General features: G+C 55.1%; 14 protein-coding genes. 9 read left to right on the top strand and 5 right to left on the bottom strand.

The genetic code is table 11. The annotated features are described in order from the left end of the window. Positions 1-145: 145 nt before the first annotated feature. The 3 genes from VMT71_00360 to VMT71_00350 all read left to right on the top strand — a co-directional run bounded on the left by VMT71_00360 (position 146) and on the right by VMT71_00350 (position 3,086). Positions 146-1,858 (top strand): DUF885 domain-containing protein, encoded by a 1,713-nt coding sequence (locus VMT71_00360; protein ID HVN22390.1) that lies wholly within the window; start codon positions 146-148, stop codon positions 1,856-1,858. Between the two features lie 49 nt (positions 1,859-1,907). After that, positions 1,908-2,831 carry a DMT family transporter gene (locus VMT71_00355; protein HVN22389.1) on the top strand — a complete coding sequence of 308 codons (924 nt, stop codon included), beginning with the start codon at positions 1,908-1,910 and terminating at the stop codon, positions 2,829-2,831. Positions 2,832-2,915: 84 nt separating this feature from the next. Next, entirely contained in the window at positions 2,916-3,086 is a 171-nt protein-coding gene (locus tag VMT71_00350) for an FmdB family zinc ribbon protein (protein ID HVN22388.1), read from the top strand. Here the strand turns inward: VMT71_00350 and VMT71_00345 are convergent. Continuing rightward, entirely contained in the window at positions 3,083-4,189 is a 1,107-nt protein-coding gene (locus VMT71_00345; protein HVN22387.1) for an NADH:flavin oxidoreductase, read from the bottom strand. The two genes, VMT71_00350 and VMT71_00345, sit on opposite strands and share 4 nt — an antisense overlap. A 179-nt stretch (positions 4,190-4,368) precedes the next feature. Here VMT71_00345 and VMT71_00340 point away from each other — a divergent pair, with 179 nt between their 5' ends. The 4 genes from VMT71_00340 to VMT71_00325 all read left to right on the top strand — a co-directional run bounded on the left by VMT71_00340 (position 4,369) and on the right by VMT71_00325 (position 8,410). After that, on the top strand, positions 4,369-6,420 hold the full coding sequence (locus tag VMT71_00340) for a molybdopterin-dependent oxidoreductase (protein ID HVN22386.1): 2,052 nt from the start codon (positions 4,369-4,371) through the stop codon (positions 6,418-6,420). A gap of 93 nt (positions 6,421-6,513) precedes the next feature. Next, a complete protein-coding gene (locus VMT71_00335) occupies positions 6,514-6,813 on the top strand; it encodes a hypothetical protein (GenBank protein HVN22385.1) in 300 nt (99 codons plus the stop codon). 6 nt (positions 6,814-6,819) lie between these two features. Further along, positions 6,820-7,938, top strand: a complete 1,119-nt coding sequence (locus VMT71_00330) for a glutathionylspermidine synthase family protein (GenBank protein ID HVN22384.1) — start codon at positions 6,820-6,822, stop codon at positions 7,936-7,938. Between the two features lie 55 nt (positions 7,939-7,993). After that, the gene (locus VMT71_00325; GenBank protein ID HVN22383.1) at positions 7,994-8,410 is read left to right on the top strand and encodes a hypothetical protein; all 417 of its coding nucleotides are present in this window, start codon (positions 7,994-7,996) and stop codon (positions 8,408-8,410) included. 385 nt (positions 8,411-8,795) lie between these two features. Here VMT71_00325 and VMT71_00320 read toward each other — a convergent pair whose 3' ends face one another. Next, positions 8,796-9,845 (bottom strand): HAMP domain-containing sensor histidine kinase, encoded by a 1,050-nt coding sequence (locus tag VMT71_00320; GenBank protein HVN22382.1) that lies wholly within the window; start codon positions 9,843-9,845, stop codon positions 8,796-8,798. A gap of 77 nt (positions 9,846-9,922) precedes the next feature. Further along, positions 9,923-10,396, bottom strand: a complete 474-nt coding sequence (locus tag VMT71_00315) for a methylglyoxal synthase (GenBank protein HVN22381.1) — start codon at positions 10,394-10,396, stop codon at positions 9,923-9,925. Positions 10,397-11,029: 633 nt separating this feature from the next. Between VMT71_00315 and VMT71_00310 the strand changes: the two genes are divergently transcribed. Both VMT71_00310 and VMT71_00305 read left to right on the top strand, forming a co-directional pair. Beyond that, complete coding sequence (locus VMT71_00310) at positions 11,030-11,704, top strand: isoprenylcysteine carboxylmethyltransferase family protein (protein HVN22380.1); 675 nt, start codon at positions 11,030-11,032, stop codon at positions 11,702-11,704. A gap of 76 nt (positions 11,705-11,780) precedes the next feature. Further along, on the top strand, positions 11,781-12,458 hold the full coding sequence (locus tag VMT71_00305) for an isoprenylcysteine carboxylmethyltransferase family protein (protein HVN22379.1): 678 nt from the start codon (positions 11,781-11,783) through the stop codon (positions 12,456-12,458). A gap of 136 nt (positions 12,459-12,594) precedes the next feature. On the opposite strand, the gene VMT71_00300 is transcribed toward VMT71_00305, so the two are convergent. Beyond that, positions 12,595-16,821 carry a PAS domain S-box protein gene (locus tag VMT71_00300; GenBank protein ID HVN22378.1) on the bottom strand — a complete coding sequence of 1,409 codons (4,227 nt, stop codon included), beginning with the start codon at positions 16,819-16,821 and terminating at the stop codon, positions 12,595-12,597. Positions 16,822-17,260: 439 nt separating this feature from the next. Then, a partial coding sequence (locus VMT71_00295) for a hypothetical protein (GenBank protein ID HVN22377.1) occupies positions 17,261-17,930 on the bottom strand: 670 nt, incomplete at its 5' end.

Here is a 17,930-nt window from a genome sequence, read left to right as displayed (position 1 = left end):
AGTCGCAGAGCCATAGGCGCAGACGTTGAATCTACCCGAATCGCTTCACCAAGTCAAGCTGCTGTCCTATATTAGGGTTATGCATGTTACAATCAGTTCGGACGTTTAACCGTCAAGCAAAGGATGACAAAAAAGGAGGAATGTCGTGGACCACGGACAGGGGCAGAACAAGGCAGCTGTTGAGTTCGACGCGCTGCAGCGCGAGTACTGGGAACGCCAGCTCAGGGAATTTCCCGAACTCTCCACGTGGACCGGGGACAACAGATACAACGACCGGCTCACTGATCTTTCTCTCGATGCTGTCGAGCGGCGCAAGGCAGATGAACGCGGCCTGCTTGAGCGCGTCCGCGGCGTTGATACAACAGCCCTGTCGATCGAGGACAGGCTATCGCATAGCCTTCTTCTCTGGGAGCTGGAACTCGCGGTTCGGGCCCATCGCTTTCCTCCGGTCATGATCCTCAACCAGATCTGGGGGCCGCAGCTAATGTTCCCGCAGCTGGTATCAGTAACGCCTTTCATGACGGGGGATGATTATGGAAAGTACCTTGCGCGGCTTGCTGCATTCCCTCTGTATCTCGACCAGGCAATAGGACTCCTCCATGAGGGTATCCGGCTCGGATGGGTACAGCCGGGCGAGCCGCTCCGAGGTGTGCCCGACCAGATCCGCGGTCAGCTTGTGACAGATGTCGAGCAGAGCGCTTTATACGCGCCGCTTACGCGGATGTCTGAAGGCGTACCCGAGCCGGAGCGCGAAAAACTGAGATCCGCTGCGCGCAAACTTATCGGTGATGGCGTATTCCCTGCGCTCATGAAGTTCCTGGAGTTTGTGACCGGAACGTATCTCCCCGCCGGCGACCGTCCTGTTGCTGCTTCCTCGCTTCCTGATGGCGAGGCCTATTACGCGCACTGTGTCTATGAACATACCACCAGCGATGCTACGCCCGCTGCCATCCATCAAACAGGCCTCGAAGAGGTAAGGCGTATCCGGCTGGCGATGGATTCGGCTGTCAGGGAGACAGGATTCGAGGGTTCTCTGCAGGACTTCGGCTCTTTTCTTCGCACTGATCCGCGCTTCTATTTCACAAGTGCAGATGATCTGGTCAGGGCATACCGGGACATTGCAAAGCGGGCCGATGCGGAGCTGCCGAAGCTTTTCGCAGAGTTGCCGCGAACACCGTATGGGGTGCGGGTTTTTCCCGACTACGAGGCGCCGAGCCAGACAACAGCCCAGTACTATCCTGGGGCGGCCGATGGTTCACGGGCCGGGTATTTCATGGTTAACACGTACAAGCTCGACATGCGCCCGACCTTTGAAATGGAAGCGCTCACTCTCCACGAGGCAGTGCCCGGACATCACCTGCAGATCGCAAGGGCTCAGGAACTGCGCGATCTTCCCGACTTCAGGCGCAACGGATCCTACACCGCGTACATTGAAGGCTGGGCGCTTTACGCCGAGAGTCTCGGCTCCAGCATGGGGTTCTACTCAGACCCATATTCCAGGTTCGGCCAACTGACGTACGAGATGTGGAGAGCGTGCAGACTGGTGGTGGACACGGGTCTGCACCAGTTTGGCTGGACGCGCCAACAGGCCATCGATTATATGCAGGAGAACACGGCCAAGACAGAACAGGATATTGCCGTTGAGGTGGATCGCTACATTGTCTGGCCGGGCCAGGCACTGGCCTACAAAATAGGGGAGTTGAAGATGAAGGAATTGCGGGCAAAAGCACAAAGGCAGTTGGGCTCCCGGTTTGATCTGCGCCGCTTTCACAACGCGCTTCTCGACAAGGGTCCGCTTCCGCTGGCTCTCCTGGAAGGAGAGATTAACCGTTGGGTTGAGTCTCAGTTGAGCACGTAATGTCGACTATCCTCTTCCACTTTAATTCTGAATGTGTCAAAATGCCGCTGTGCTTGGTATTCTCTTAGGACTAAGTTCCGCGGTTTTCTTTGGCATCAACTCGATTGTAGCCAGGCGGGGAGTGCTCAGGGTAAGCTCTGACTATGTCGCCACGATGTCCATCTTCAGTGGTTTGCTGTTTTTCATACTGGTAGCCGGCCTGACAGGTGACCTCTACGGCATAGGCGGGCTACACTGGAAAGCGTATCTCTTCTGGGCTTTGTCGGGTGTGATCCACTTTGCCCTCGGACGCACGTGGGCGTATCGATCCCTGCAGCTTCTCGGCTCGAATCGTTCCAATATCGTGACCAGTTTAAGTCCCATCGCCACGGTGGCTCTGGCTATGCTGCTACTGAAAGAGAGCGTGACGCCGCTCGAAGTCCTAGGCATCATCTTTACCCTGCTGGGGCCTATTCTCATGCTTTTGAAGGAGGAGACTACCACAGCGGAATCATCCACCAAATCAGTTTCTCACGGCAAAGAAGTCACCGCGAGAAACATGCTTTTCGGTGTTCTGTACGGGGCGGGAGCAGCCGTGTTCTGGGGGAGCAGTTCCATTTTCATTAAATTCGGCCTTCAATCAGGAGGGAGCCCTGTGGCGGGAACGCTGATCGCCTACGCCGCGGCATCAGTGGCGATCAGCCCTTCCTTCGTGATACGTGCTGATAAGAGGCGCGAGATTCGGGGCGAAGGTGTGAAGCCTTTGCCCATGGCTATCCTTGTTGGCCTGACCACGAGCGTTGCCCAACTCCTGCGCTATCTTTCCTTCGGCTTCGGATCGGTGATTGTCGTGAGCCTTATGCTGCGCACGCAGCCACTGTGGATTCTGCTCTTTGCCTTCATCTTTAATCGCCAGTACGAGAGCTTCAGTCGATGGGTCTTGATCGGTAATGGCCTGCTGATCGCAGGCACTATCCTGATCATAAGCTCCTGATCATTCGTCCATCCGTATTTGATTTGCAAATCTGCCGGCTTCATTTTAGAATGAAGGCAAATATAAGCATGAAGGCAGGTAGCTATGCCGACGTACGAATTTAATTGCGAGAAGTGCGGCAACGCGTTTTCCCTGATACTGAGCATACGCGAGTACGACAAGGAGAGGGAGCGCTTCAGATGCCCGAAGTGCAAGAGCAAAAAAGTAAAACAGGCGTTCTCCCCGTTTATAGCGAAGACGACAAAGAAAAGCTAGCGCTCTTTGGCCGCAACCGTGCAGTAGATTCCTTTCCCCTCAAGGCCGGGTTTGAAGCAGCCATTGTCTGATATGCACGTGGATGGGCTCTCGTCTCCTGACTGCCAGCGTCCGATGAGCCCTGGCTCCCGTATAAAAGGCCTGCACAGAGAAATGTAATCCGCGTACCCTTCCGACAGGATGCGTTTCGCCCATTCCAGCGAGCGGACGCCTCCCACCAGCATAAGCGGTATGCGAATATTGTGTTTATAGCGGCGTGCCTCATCGAGATAGTAAGGACGCTCATTTGCGCCGGTTTTGGTCGGACGCGCCGGGAAGTATGTTCCGAATATGCCGTCGACATGGTGGCCGCCGCTCATCTCTATGGCGTCCACGCTTGCTCCTTCGAGAAGAGAAGCAACGGCGAGCATGTCGTCAACCGTGTAGCCACCCTCCAGAAATTCCTGTGCGTTGATCTTGACGAAGAGTGGAAAACGCGCTCCCACCTCGCGTCGCATGGCATGCACGATGTCGAGCAGAAACCTCGCTCTGTTAGCCACGGCGCCTCCATAAGAATCTGTCCTCTTATTGAAGTAGGGAGAGAGAAACTCGCTCACCAGATAACCGTGGGCCGCGTGGATCTGCACAGCGTCGAATCCCGCTGAATTGGCACGTCGCGCAGCGAGCGCGAAATTATTTACCATTTCTCCTATTTCGTCCTGTGTCATTTCCCGGCACTGGACCTCACCTTTGCTCTCGATCATGGAGGGGCCGATGCGCAGTGCGTCCTTGAACTTCAGGGCATACCTTCCTCCGTGCGAAACCTGGAGAGCAATCCTGCCTCCCGCTGCGTGCACCTTATCCACCATCGTTTTGAGGGAAGCAACATGATCGTCGGTATAGATGCCCAATTGGCCGGGCGCCGCCAACCCCTCCCGACTCACGAACGCGTGGCTGGAAATGATAAGCCCTACTTTTCCCTGCGCCAGATCGAGCAGTAATCTGGTGAGTGCGTCGGTCGTGTAGCCTTCGGGCGTTGCCAATCCCTCCCATGTGGCTGATCTTACGAAACGGTTGGCCAGTGTCATGCCATTGATTGTCGTCGATTCGAAAAGATGCGTCATTCGTATTCCTCCGAGGTGAGACATGTCGTCATTCTGATTGTCGTATATAACAAGTCAGTTCCGGTGATGTCAACAAACTCGGACTATATCCTTTAATTGACAGGTCAGCGCGACTCTGCTATTTTCGTCACACGGGGAAGTAATTCCAGTACCGGCGACCGAGATGGAAGGAGAGGGAGATGAATGAAAAAGTTGTGCGATCACTGTGCGGGTTCTGCCATGCCAACTGCGGCATCAAGGCCCATATCAAGGACGGCCGCGTCTCCCGCGTGGAGGGAGATCCGGACCATCCGGTGAACAAAGGCTACCTGTGTCCCAAAGCCCAGGCGATAAAGCCGATGCTGGAGTCAAAGGAGCGCCTTGCCTATCCGCGCAAGAAAACAAAGGGAGGGTTCAGCCGAATCACCTGGGATGAAGCATTCGATATCGCTGCGGACAGGCTTGCGAAGATAAGGGAGAGTTACGGACCCGAGAGCCTTGTGCATTGCCATGGAGCTCCGGTCACGTACGGAGGCAGGGACGGGTTCCTGCAGTTCATGGGCGCCTACGGTTCTCCCAATCTTACGGGCGCGGCGAATCTCTGTCATGTTCCAAGACGAATCGCGTTCATGGATGCCTTTGGGGGGAGACCTGAGCCTGATTACGAGCACACGAAACTCGCAATATTCTGGGCTTTGAACCCGGTGAACACGACGCGGTACAGCAACTACGCTGCATATGACGGCTTTCACCAGATCCCGGCCCGGCTCAAGGAGAGAGGCGCAAGGATCATCGTCGTTGATCCGGTTCACTCGGAATCGGTTCCGCTGGCTGATGACTGGATCCGGCCCAACATTGGCACAGACGTGGCGTTGGGCTTGGCAATGGCTCACACCATCATCGCCGAGGGACTCTACGACGAAGCCTTCGTGAAACGATGGGTGGCTGGTTTTGATGACATCAGGAAACACGTGGAGCTTACGTCCCCCGAGTGGGCAGAAAAGATCACATCAGTCTCTGCAGGGAAGATAAGAGAGATCGCGCGGTTTTATGCAAAAGCCGATGGAGCTACGATCGTCGACGGGAACGGGATCGACATGCATACCGCAGGTGTGGACATGGCGAGAGCCATCTGTCTGTTGATCGCGCTCACCGGCAATATCGAGAAAGAGGGTGGGAATGTCTTCTTCCCCTTTGCTGCTCAGGCAGCGTTGCCCACGATAAAGCTGGAAAAGAAATCGATGGGCAAAGAAGTGTTCCCGTTATTTCCCCAGGTGCCGTTTCCTTTCATCAAAGAGGCGCTGCTCAAGGATGCGCCCGGCAGGCCCAGGGCCATGGTTGTGCACCACGCTAATCCTGTACTTGTTCAGGCGAACCAGAATCGCACGATGCAGGCGTTGCAGAAATTGGATTTTCTGATGGTGCTTGATATCTTTCCGACCGGAACGACTGAAATGGCAGACCTCGTTCTTCCGGCTGCCGCAGACCTGGAAGCAGTTGATTACCGGGCCTACTCGAGCAGCCGTGGCGGGTTCTTTGCGCTTCGGGAAAAACTCGTCGAGCCTCTCGGCGAATCGAAGTCAGTATTCGAGATCGAGTATGAGCTCGCCCGGAGGATGGGCATCGAGCAGAGCTACCCTTTCAAGAACGCTGAGGAATGGATCAACTTTGCAGTCAAGCCGGCGGGTGTCACCCTGGATGATTTGAGGAAGAATCAGATAGTCTACGCCTCTTCGCCCATGGTCTACAGAAAGTATGAAAAGGATGGCTTCCAGACGCCTTCGCGCATGGTTCAGTGCTATTCTGAGAGATGCAAGAAGGCCAATTACGGCGCTCTGCCGGCATTCCGGTCCCCGGAGGAATCTCTCGGGGACGCCTCTGCTTCGAGGGAGTACAGTCTCCTCGGCACTACGCGCAGGACCGCCGAATACGTGCATACGAAGCTGGTCAATCTTCCCACTGCCGGCAGGATCTATCCTGACCCTCTTCTCAGCATACATCCGGCTGATGCTCAAAAGAGAGGCATACAGCAGGATACCCCTGTTGAGTTGGCATCGCCTCGAGGAAAGATTATCGTGAAGGCAAAGATTACCGAAGATGTTGGGCCCGGTATGATCGCCGTCGACTTCGGCTGGGGAAATCCGACAGACAACAAGCCCAATATCAATCTGCTCACCAGCGATTCAGTATGGGACCCTGTCTCGGGAGGCTATCCCAACAGGCTTTTTGTGTGTGAGGCAACGCCCGCATGATGACCGATTTCTTCATGCCCTTTTTCATGCGCTTTTCTTTCTCTCTTGTCTGCCGATATATTCAGGAGAGAAGGGAGAGGCTATTCTGCGTGCATGAAAAAGTCTAAAGTCATTACGCTCGTTCTGGTAACCGGGAGCGTGCTCATCGGTTGTCAGCAGAGGAACCAGTACGCAAGCTGGGATGATTGCGTCAAGGACTACGGGGACGCATCTAAGTGCACCGAGGAAAGGGAGCATATGGGAGGGGGTGTCTACTACAGGTCCTACTATGGACCATGGTACCGTGGCTCCAGTGGCGATCCCGTCAACAATCCTTCTGTACGCACTGCTAGAAGCGTCGGTGTGGTGCGCGGCGGATGGGGATTTCACGGCTCCTTTGGTTCGCATGGGTAGCACCGGATGAAACGATCTCCTGTTTCGAATATTCGCAAGAACTGGAAGGCACGGCTCGAGGAAGTCGGTTTCCATTTCTATGAAATGGAGGGAAAGCCGTACTGGGACGAATCTGCGTACTATGAGTTCACCTCGGATGAAGTGGATAGGCTGGAGGCGGCAACCGAAGAGCTTTACCGCATGTGTCTTGATCTGGTGGATCGGGTGGTTAGGGAGCAGCTTTACGAGAGGCTTGCCATCCCTGCGGCATTTCACCGGTACGTGGAGAACTCGTGGGAGAGGAGAGAGCCGTCGATTTATGGCAGGTTCGACCTGTGGTACGACGGCAACGGTGAGCCTAAGCTCCTCGAGTTCAATGCCGACACGCCGACAGCCCTCTTTGAGGCGAGCATCGTGCAGTACTACTGGCTCCAGGATTACGCGCCGAAAGAAGATCAGTTCAACTCGATCCACGAGAAACTCCTAGACGTATTCCAGACGGGGATCAGAAGTGCCGTAGGTGGTGACGTCCTCTACTTCTCGTGCGTGAAGGATACTCTTGAGGATCTCACCACAACAGAGTATTTGAGAGATCTTGCCATTCAGGCGGGTATTGAGACCGACCATATCTATATCGACGACGTGGGCTGGGATCTCGCTGCACGGCAGTTTGTGGATCTCCAGGACAGACCCATCAACTTTATGTTCAAGCTCTATCCCTGGGAGTGGATCATCACGGAGTCTTTTTCCAACCAGTTGCTTACCTCCACGCTCTCACTCTTTGAGCCCTCGTGGAAGATGATTCTGAGTAACAAAGCTATACTCCCGCTTCTCTGGGAGATGTACCCGAATCACCCCAATCTCCTGCCCTCATTCTTCGAGCCGCCCAACAGCGACAGGACGTTCGTTGAAAAACCTTTCTTTTCCAGGGAAGGGGAGAACGTGAGGACAGGCACATGGTTCGTGCGAAAAGGAAAAAGGGCCATCTACCAGGAGTATAAAGAGCTACCGGATTTCGAGGGCAACTATCCTGTCATAGGTTCGTGGATCATCGGTGATCGTGCGGGAGGAATCGGCATGCGGGAGGACACGACACCCATAACGAACAATCTCAGCCGTTTCGTTCCTCATCTTTTCAGGATCTGAGAGGTGAAAGGCAGCTTCCAAAGCTAAGAAGTACGTACGCATGGGAGGACACGCAATGGACTATGAATTCAGCCCGGAACAGAGCCAGACACTGTCGGACGTTGCAGCAGAGGTTGCGCGTGCGGGAAAGGCCATCCTTGTCGCCGGCATCCTTACCGCTATCTATATAGTGCTCACGTTTGTCGACCCCAGGGAGCTGGTGCTGGTAAGTGAGAGCGGCCGCACGTTTCTCACCGTGGTGGATTATGGCCTCTGGGTGCTCATTGCACTTCTTGTCATGTACGTAAGCATAACCGTGATACGTCTCGCAACACCCCTCAAGTTGATAGCGACTACCTCAGGGAAGGATATTTCCCATCTCATGGAGTTCATGAAAGAACTGGGCCGTATCAGTCGCGTCTGCTTCTCCTGTCTTATCGTGATATGCGTACTCGTGGCGGCCAGTCTCGGCCTGGCTATCGTTGTCTTTTGATCCCGCCGGTTTACGTAAAGAGTATGTTAAATCTCGGTACAGGGCGCGCGCCTGACCATCCAAGTCAAACTCGGAATTCATCTTTGCAGTTTCTTCGCAATATAGACGCGAAGGGGACAATCGCAGAAATGTACGTTTGCATACGACAGCAAGAACAGGCAACCTTCTCTATTTTTCTCCAGGCACTCAAGAAACGACTCCGAGCCGATATCCCCTGTTTTACAGAGATTAGCGAAACCTGATCTATGGCATACGAAATCTTTAGAGCACTGCAGTTCAGCCATAATCTTTCTTATTTGTTCCTCGTGGTCAGGGTTCACGTGTCTCCTCCTTGCCGTAACATGGGCGACCTTCCTACAATGAGCCTGCAATCAGGTATTCGAGTCTAACGCTCCTGGACCGTGAGCACTAGAGGCAGATGTATTGCTATCTTTGTACCATGAGATGGGCGGCTTTTTACGGTTATTTGCCCGTTGTGCTCTTCGATAATCTTTCTTGCCACTGCCATGCCGAGTCCCGTACCGCTGCTCTTCTTGCTGTAAAAAGGGATAAAAAGATGCTTGATAGTGTCCTTGTCCATTCCCTTCCCATAATCTTTGATACGTATGAGCGCCATATTGTTCCTCTTGAGCAGGCGTATTGAGACGCTCTGCCCTGTCTGCGACGCCTCAATAGCGTTGTTGACGAGGTTCGCCAGCGCTCTCTCCAGATATGCGGGGTCCACCGAAATCATGAGCGGCTGCTCTATGGCGTCAATGACCAATCCGACCCCCTCCTGCTCCGCTTTCGCTGCGGACGTCTGGAGCAGCTCGCGTATGAGTTTCGCAGCATCGTGTTCTCTTCGATTAAGCTGCAGTGGTTTTGAGAAATCAAGCGCACCATCCATGACCAGCTCCATCTTCTCAACGGCGCCGCTTAGGCCGCTTACCACCTCTTCACACGTAATCGTCCCCTTTTCCAGTCGCCTGATCGCGGCCTTCAGGTTGAGAAGCGGGTTCTTCAAATCGTGCACAATGATCGCCGCCGCCTGGCCAAGACCTGACAGGTACCGGTGCTCTTCCAGCTGTTTTCTGCTGCTATTCTTCAGATCCACAAAGAAACCGATGAGTAGCGCGAACATGGCCGGGAAGATGACATGGATCGAGTTGTCCAGCAGCCACAGAGAAGCACCGCGCCAGTCAGCAATCATATAGCCCCCATAGAGCAGCGCAACCATAAGGGAGGTAAGCAGTGCGCCTGTAAATCCGAATAGAAGCCCCGCCGCAAGGAGAGGTATATAGTGAAGCTCGGCATAGATTGAATGAAGATGCTGATTGCCGTTCGTTGTGATGTGGTGAAGGTACGTGATCACCACGACAGAAAGACCAATCAGGATGGCAGCAAGAATTCGCCTGTTTGTTACCAGGCTCTTTGCATTGGGGGAGGAGGGCTCCAAGGATGTTCCTAAAAAGAAACACTGTAGCGATATATGAAAGCCGCTGTCAAGCGTGGAACCTCTGTGCGCTGCTGACCTCACTGATCCAGATCGACGGGCCTCTCGATGTAGGAGTCATAATCCTGCTGGAGTGGTGCATAGGGTTCACGCAACAACGGAGAGGACATGATGAAGTCGGCTGTGGCCCGGTTACAGGCTATGGGCACATTGTAGAGGACGGCGATCCGTAACAGCGCCTTCACATCCACGTCGTGCGGGTGAGGCTGCATCGGATCCCATAGAAATATGACTGCATCGACCTTGCCTTCGGCGATCATTGCACCCAACTGTTGGTCGCCGCCCAAGGGTCCCGATTTCAATCGTTCTATATGGTAGTCGAATTGCTCCTCCACGAGCTTCCTTTGAATCACATCTTCGATGAGCCTCCCCGTTGTGCCAGTACATACCAGTTTATGATGGACCAGTGACTTGTAGTTAAATTCAAACCATTCGATGAGATCTTTCTTGCGGTTGTCGTGTGCCACGAGTGCTATCGTTTTTGTCGTCTCCATAACGTACTCCTGTCTCTTGGAATCTCTTCTCCCGTGGTCTAGAGTCGGAACGGATTTGAGTACATTGCCGGATCTCTACCAGGGTGTGGTTAGCGGAGTTTCGAATAGGTGGGTAAGCCACCAGTGATAGTGTATCTGATTTTTCCATAGTATGCAAAACGAACTACTGCCCGAACCCTTCACGCCACCCGCTTGATAGGCGACAATGCCCTTTTCTTCCATTCTGTCGGCCCCGACGTTGCGTACAGACCGGGCGCCCGGATGTGGAGATGGGCCGTGTGGGGCAGAAGTGCAAGCGTATGTACGGGTTCTCTTCCCGCGAGCGTGTGCCTGATCATCGTTGATGAGTAGGTCAAAGGAAAGACCAGGTATGCATGAGAGATCGAGCCGTGTCGCTGCGCCGCAGTGAGCGAGGCCCCTCCGTAGCTCCGGGCGTTCCCAGACATCGCCAAACAGCACGTGGTCGGTGAGCTCAACAAACCTGGGCGCGAAATCACCAATAATAATAATATCAATCATCTGTCGCAATTCCTCTACTGCAATCTGCTACTCGTGAGAATCCTGTACGTTTGATTATTACTCGCTTCACTTTGTGACTGTTCACTAACTTTCTGGATGTATTATCATTACGTCATGAAGAATCCTAAGGCAAAAATGTGGTTCGGGTTCGCCATGGCCTCTGTCCTCATAGGCGTCACTCTGCTTGTATCGGCCGGGACGACCAACTATTGGCAGGCATGGGTCTATCTCGGGGTAGGCGCCGTATCAGGTGTTCTTCTGACGCTTTCTATAATAAGAGATCCGATACTTCTCGAAAACAGAACAAAGGGTGGCCCGACTGCGGAGCAACGACTCATTCAAAAGATTATAGTGTTGTGCACGGGCTTTCCGGCTATCGCTGCGTTCATTATTCCCGGCCTGGACCGTCGTTTCGCATGGTCGAACGTGCCATCATGGCTCTCCATAGTCGGCGACCTCCTGATTATAGTGAGTCTTTGGATGGTCTACCGGGTATTCAAAGAAAACTCTTTTGGCTCCACGACCGTCGAGATCACCACTGGCCAAAGAGTGATCACCACCGGCCCCTACGCCATCGTACGCAATCCGATGTATTCAAGCGCTGCGGTTTACTCTATCGGAGTGTCCTTGGCGCTCGGTTCCTACTGGGGGCTCATCGCTTCTGTCCTCGCGATCTTCGGCCTCGTCTGGAGGCTGTTTGATGAAGAACAATTCCTTACCGAAAATTTACCCGGCTATACGGAGTATTGCGCCAAAGTGCGTTGGCACCTTATACCGGGAATTTTTTAGAATCAGCTGCCAGTTTAAAATAGGTTCCGGAACGGTACATTTTTTCAAGACTCTAAAAAGAATTATATTTCGTATTATGAAAGTAACTCTTCCTCACATCATCCGCTCATCCGTTATCGGGACGATTGTCATCCTTGCTCTTCTCTTTATTCCAGCAGGGACGCTTACGTATTGGCAGGGATGGGCATACGTTGCCACGTTTATTGTTTGCTCCCTCGCATACACGGTGTATCTAGCAAAGCACGATCCGGCATTGCTGAGGCGACGTATTGAAGCTGGCATTTCTCACGAAAAGGAGCCTGCGCAAAAGGTAATTATGTTCTTTCTCTATGTTTCCTTTGGTGCGCTCATCATTGTGCCGCCGCTTGATTTCCGTTTTGGCTGGTCGAACGTGCCATGGTATGTCTCGATCTTCGGAGACGCCCTCGTCGCGGTCTCGTTCTATATCTTCTATCTCGTGTCAAAGGTAAACACGTATGCAGCTGCGAATGTCCGTGTCGAAGAAGGGCAAAAGGTGATCTCGACCGGCATATACGGACTCATCCGGCATCCGATGTACTCCGGCGCCCTGTTTCTGATTGTGGGTACGCCGCTCGCGCTTGCTTCGTGGTGGGCATTGCTGCTCATTCCCCTCTTCACACTCGTCCTTTATTTCCGGATTGTAAATGAGGAGAAAGTACTTCTGCGGGACCTTCAGGGATATGCAGACTATTGCGCCAAAGTGCGTTGGCACCTGATACCGGGAATTTTTTGACTTTGTAATCGCTTAACAGGGCCGCCGCTTGTGGCACCACTCCCTCGACGCCCCTTTGATCTACATAAAGCGTATGTTTTCCGGTTGACGGCATTTGCTTCAGGTCAACCGTCTGGAAGCAAGTGGAACGTCAACGTCAAATTCCGACCGTTGCCCCGTCCAGCACTCTGCGCACCGTCTCTGCCAGGTCCTTTCTCACCACAGGTTTCATGACAAATGCACAGATACCCACGTCTTTTGCCTTTTCAGGTGACACCATCTCGCTGTACCCCGTGCAGAGGATGATGGGCAGTTCCTTCCGTACTCTGAGCATCTTCCGGGCCAGCGTCAGCCCGGTCACGTCCGGCATGGTCTGGTCCGTGATGACAAGATCGAAGCGTGAAGGATCCTCAAGAAAGAGGTTCCAGGCTTCCGCGCCGTTTGCGGCCACCGTCACCTGGTACCCGAGGTGCTCAAGCATACTTTGTCCCATCTCCATGAGCAGCTCCTCGTCGTCGACAAAGAGTATCCGCTCGGTGCCTCTGGGTAACGCGAAGGCCCTTGTTTCTTCCCTTGTGGCCTCGGGTTTTTGCACGTGAGGCAGGAACACGTCAAAGGTTGATCCCTGTCCGACTTCACTCTGCACCGTGACGGCGCCATTGTGACTCTTGATGACCCCGTAGACAACGGCAAGGCCCATGCCCGTACCTTTTCCCAGTTCCTTGGTCGTGAAGAAGGGCTCGAATATCCTCTGTCGTACGTCTTCGGTCATGCCCATTCCCGTATCTTTCACCGTGAGCTTAAGGTAGGTGCCCGGGCTCATATCGGGATCGGGTAGCACGCTGCCTTCGGGAAAGACGACCGAGGAGAGCGCTATCGTGAGCTGTCCTCCCTCCTCCCGCATGGCATCGGCAGCATTGGTGGCGAGGTTCATGAGGACCTGCTGGAGCTGCGTGGCATCTGCGAACACATGATCGTCGTTCGTACTGATCAGGAGGGGCATCTGTATGGTGCTCGGCAGGGAGGATCTGAGCAGCGCGTGCGTCTCGTTGATCAAAGGCGTAAAGCTCAGCTCCTTCCGCTCTCCTTTTGCTTTCCGGCTGAAGGCGAGGATCTGCTTGACGAGGTCTCTCCCCCTGAGGCCCGACTGAAATATCCGGTTCAGGTGATGCTGGGCATCCGCGTCCGCCGGGATGTTATCCTTTGCCAGTTCTGTGAAGCCGATAATGGCCGCGAGCACGTTGTTGAAGTCATGGGCGATACCGCCGGCGAGGGTGCCGATGGCCTCCATCTTCTGAGCCTGCCAGAGCTGCTCTTCCACTTTCGCGCGCTCGGTCATCTCTGTTTCCAGCCTTTTATACGCCTGGGTCAGCTCAGCGGTCCGCTCCTCAACGCGCCTCTCCAATTCGTCGTGGGCCTTCCGGAGAGCCTCCTCCATCTTCACCCGCGCCGTTACGTTCCGGAAATAGCCGATGATGCCGTTGGTCCGGCCTCGTGCATCACGTTTCGGAATATATGAGCCTTCAAAGTAGTGCACGGCGCCGTCGGGGGCTTTAAGAGGGGAACTCACATATTCAGTGGTGCCCGTCTCAAGTACCCGCCTCTTGATGATAGTGAGCGTTTTTGCATCATGTTCAGAAAGAATGTCAAAATCAGTCTTCCCAAGCATATCCTCCTCAGTCAAACCTAGCTGAGGATTCAACACCCAGGTATAACGAAGCTGAGCGTCCTGCATGAGAATGTGGTCGGGAGTGTTCGTGGCGATGAGCCTGAACTTCTCCTCGCTTTCGTGCAAGGCCTTCTCCACTCTCTTGCGCTGCGTGATGTCGAGTGAGACATTGGCGAGAAAAAGAGGCTCCGCAGTCTGGGGGTCAGCGATCGTGAAGCACATGGCGTGCACGTCCGTCAGTGCGCCGGTCTTGAGATTGCGATATTGCAGGTCACCCTCCCATGCGCCATGCTCCCGTAATGCAGGAAGGACTTCGGCCCGTGCTTTTTCCTGTAGGTGATCCGGTATCACCTGCAAGATGTCTGTGCGCTCAACCTCTTCGGGTTCTACGCCGAGCATTCGCGCACCCGCTTCGTTGAGGAAGACCATCTTTCCGTCGAGGGTCGACACGTTGACGAGTTCGCCGCTGAACCTCACCACAGATGCCAGCTTCTGAAGTTCCTTCTCCGCTTGCTTGCGCTCCGTGATGTCTCTTATGGCCGTGATCCGCATCTGCCGGCCTTGATTCCCAATCGTCCGGCCGTGTGTCTCGACGCTGATCGGCGTTCCATCCAGGCGGAACATCCGATGCTCGAGGTGACTCTCAACGCCACTCCTAATGTGGCTCATCACCCGATCTCGGTCTTCGGGCGCCACGAGCGTCGCGATCTCCTTCCCGATGAGTTCGGCCCGAGTACCCCCGAGGATCTTGAGCAGCTGGTCGTTGGCGTCCACGAGCCGGCCATTTTCTGAGACACCGATGCCCTCCAGGGCAGCTTCAGTCAAGGTGCGGAAACGCTGCTCGCTCTCCTTGAGCGCCTCCTCGGTGCGTTTACGGTCCGTGATGTCGTGCGAGATGGCGCCAACGCCGTAGACTTCACCCGAGGTGTTGACCAAAGGGAACTTGCACGTCAGAAACACGTGGTGGCCGTCCTGTAAGTCTGCTGTCTCCTCGATCTGCAGGGGCTGACCGGTTCTCATGACCTCGGCATCATGGGAGCGCCAGTAATCGGCTACGTCCTTGGTAGCTATATCGAAGTCGGTCTTACCTTTAAGCTTTTCCCTTGTTATCCCGAGCATCTTCTCCAAGGACGCGTTGATGGTAATGAATCTTCCCTCCCGGTCCTTCAGGAAAATGGGAGAGGGGCTGCCGTCGATGACGTCGAGAAAGAGACGGTGCGATTCCTGCAATTGTTCTTCGGCCTTCCTGCGTTGGGTGACGTCGCGGATGATAAGCTGCACCGAGGGCTCGCCATCGTAGGTAATGGGGGTGCCCGTCGCCTCGCCCCAGAAGGCTGTACCGTCGGGACGCAGATACTTCCCTTCGAGGAGCGGAGTGGAGAGTCCCTCCTCCTGCACCTGCCGGACACGGGCCCGCGAAGTCTCCAGCCTCTCCGGAGGGATGTACTCATAGATCGATTTTCCGATGAGCTCGTGCGGGCTCGAGGCTCCCAGGAGGCGCGTCCCGGCGGGGTTGACGTAGCGCATGCAGCCGTTGCGGTGGACCGCAATGCAGTCCGGGGAGAGACTTACCAGGCTCCGGTAGCGCTGTTCGCTCTCCCGCAGCGTCTGTTCGGACTCCTCCCGCCGGGTGATGTCCGCCTGCAGCTGCCCTGCCATGGTGTTGAACGTCTGTGAAAGTCCCTTGAGCTCGGACGGGCCGTCTTCGGCAATGCGTGCGCCGAGGTCTCCATCCTTCAGCAGTCTCGTGTGAGCCTGAAGTTTTTCTATGGGTAACGCGATGGTGCGGGCGATGCCGAGGGCAGCGAGGAGGGCGAGAAAACAGACGGAGGCAAAGGCTATCCCTTGCCGCCGCATGAAGGAGACCACCGGCCGCATCGCGTCTTCTTCATTGCGCCCCGCTGCGGCTACCCAGCCGATCGAACGTATCGGGACAGCTGCCATGATCCGGCTCGTTTTGCTGATAGGGGAGAGATCCACGAATGAGAGTTCTTCGCCCGCCAGGCTCCTCTTGAGCATGGGCAGCATCTCGAGCCATCTTCGCTGTTCCCAGGTCCACGTGACATGCGGGTATCGGTAGACCAGCATGCCCTTGTCGTCTATGAGGCTCGTGGCGCCCTGTTCGGCCCGTTGGACTGCCAGGGCATCGTCCATGCGTTCGGGATCTACGGCGGCCATGACCACCCCCAGGAAGGTCCCCTTCGCATCGCGGATCGCCCGGCATACACCAAAGGATGGCAGCTGCTCCACTTTCGAGAGAAGGAGCTCGCTCACCGACCATTCACGGCCCGAGCGGACCTGCTGAAAGTAGTCACGGTCCGCTATGCTGATCCCAACAGCGCTGGGCATGCTGGAGGCGGTGACGATGCCGTTCGGGTCAACCCAGTTGAAGCGGCGGACCGCGGGGTTGTCCTTCGCGCTCTTTTCGAGGAGCCGGCGAAAGTCGGAAGCTGATATGCTCGGTGAAGCGGTGGCGGCCAACCCTATCGCAAGCTCCTGCCGTAACAGATCGTTAATGAAACCCTCGAACGTTTTCCCCATTGCCCGTCCCATTTCCAGGTTGGCAAGGAGTTCCTGGTTTCGTCGGTCCCGGTACACGTCATAGTACGTGTATGCCTGCAGGATGAGAATCGGGACAAGCACCGCGAGCATAAGCAGGATGAGCCTGCCCCTGATGCTCTGCGGAAAGGCTCTCTGGAGCGACAGTTTCCTCATGCGTCATGCCTCCTCGTCATCGGGTCATCACGTTGATGAGAATGTGAAACGGTGTTTCTCTGGAGGAGCCTCAAGATGACTCCTATCTGGTCTTGTACTTTGGAGAGCGAAAGATAGACCGGCCCCCACTCTAAACCGATTCACGGAGAATATAAGCGCTTCTTCTCGCTTAGACAACCCATGGAGCAAAAAACCCTGGGCAGTGGGATGCTCCGTTTTCCTGACCCAGGTTTCCGCTTGGCTGTCAATCCAAAAGAACTAAGAAAGGAATTATTCGTTTTGAAAAGTGGCGAGTTCACCTACAACTGCACAATCCCGGTGGCTGTCAAACACAGACGATTACCAGGAGAAAGAACGCGGTCCAAAAGAATACGCGGGAAGGAAGAGGAGTGAAATTCTACCTTCCCACGTTGGTGGATCAGCGGTTCAGTTGCTTGGCTTAGAAGCCCTCTCCTATACCCGCCACTCTCGCTGACTGCGCGTGGCAGTACACGTCGACCGAGTTCTGGCGGGGGATGTCCATGCGCACCCAGATCAGGTCACCCGCCTCGAGGTCATACTCCGTTTCCCCCAGGGCATTGATCTGGCCGGTCATGGGAAGCTTCGTGACGACGGTCTTGTCCATACAGGCCTTCAGGAGGATCCTGGCGTTTGTGGAGCCGTCCAGTACCTGGGCGTTGACGTTGTTGGACATGGCCCGGGTCACCGGGTCGAAGGCCAGTGTGTAGGAACTCGGGTTCTTGAAGGCGGTCAGGTGGAAGGGAGTGGTAAAGGCAGGGTCGGCGTAGGGGCCAGGGTAGGCGATTGCCGTGATCTTGGGAAGCGCCGTGTTGTTCACCGGGCTCACCCCCGGATCGACCTCCTGACGGACACACGTACCGGCGCCGATCCGCTCGCCCGTCTCACCAGCGCACAGCTCGATGGAGCCGTACTTGTAGGCGGCAAACGCGTTGGGCTTCAGGACACCGCACTCGAGCACGATGTTAATTTCCCCCGATGGCTTCTGCGGAAGGCGGATGAACCATTCGTAGAAGAGCCCGCGTTGCCGGCCGGGGTCACGGCATTCTTGAGGCCGCGGTCCACGAAGCCAGCCCCCGGACTCTGGACAC

The organism is Syntrophorhabdales bacterium (assembly GCA_035541455.1).
Taxonomy (GTDB): Bacteria; Desulfobacterota; Syntrophorhabdia; order Syntrophorhabdales; family WCHB1-27; genus JADGQN01.
The sequence above is the reverse complement of the archived record's forward strand: the minus strand, read 5'-3'. Positions and strand labels throughout refer to the sequence as shown.

Coding starts and splice junctions, on each gene's coding strand:
- VMT71_00350 (HVN22388.1), top strand. CDS start 2,916: ATGCCGACGTACGAATTTAATTGCGAGAAGTGCGGCAACGCGTTTTCC.
- VMT71_00345 (HVN22387.1), bottom strand. CDS start 4,189: ATGACGCATCTTTTCGAATCGACGACAATCAATGGCATGACACTGGCC.
- VMT71_00340 (HVN22386.1), top strand. CDS start 4,369: ATGAATGAAAAAGTTGTGCGATCACTGTGCGGGTTCTGCCATGCCAAC.
- VMT71_00335 (HVN22385.1), top strand. CDS start 6,514: ATGAAAAAGTCTAAAGTCATTACGCTCGTTCTGGTAACCGGGAGCGTG.
- VMT71_00330 (HVN22384.1), top strand. CDS start 6,820: ATGAAACGATCTCCTGTTTCGAATATTCGCAAGAACTGGAAGGCACGG.
- VMT71_00325 (HVN22383.1), top strand. CDS start 7,994: ATGGACTATGAATTCAGCCCGGAACAGAGCCAGACACTGTCGGACGTT.
- VMT71_00315 (HVN22381.1), bottom strand. CDS start 10,396: ATGGAGACGACAAAAACGATAGCACTCGTGGCACACGACAACCGCAAG.
- VMT71_00310 (HVN22380.1), top strand. CDS start 11,030: ATGAAGAATCCTAAGGCAAAAATGTGGTTCGGGTTCGCCATGGCCTCT.
- VMT71_00305 (HVN22379.1), top strand. CDS start 11,781: ATGAAAGTAACTCTTCCTCACATCATCCGCTCATCCGTTATCGGGACG.
- VMT71_00300 (HVN22378.1), bottom strand. CDS start 16,821: ATGAGGAAACTGTCGCTCCAGAGAGCCTTTCCGCAGAGCATCAGGGGC.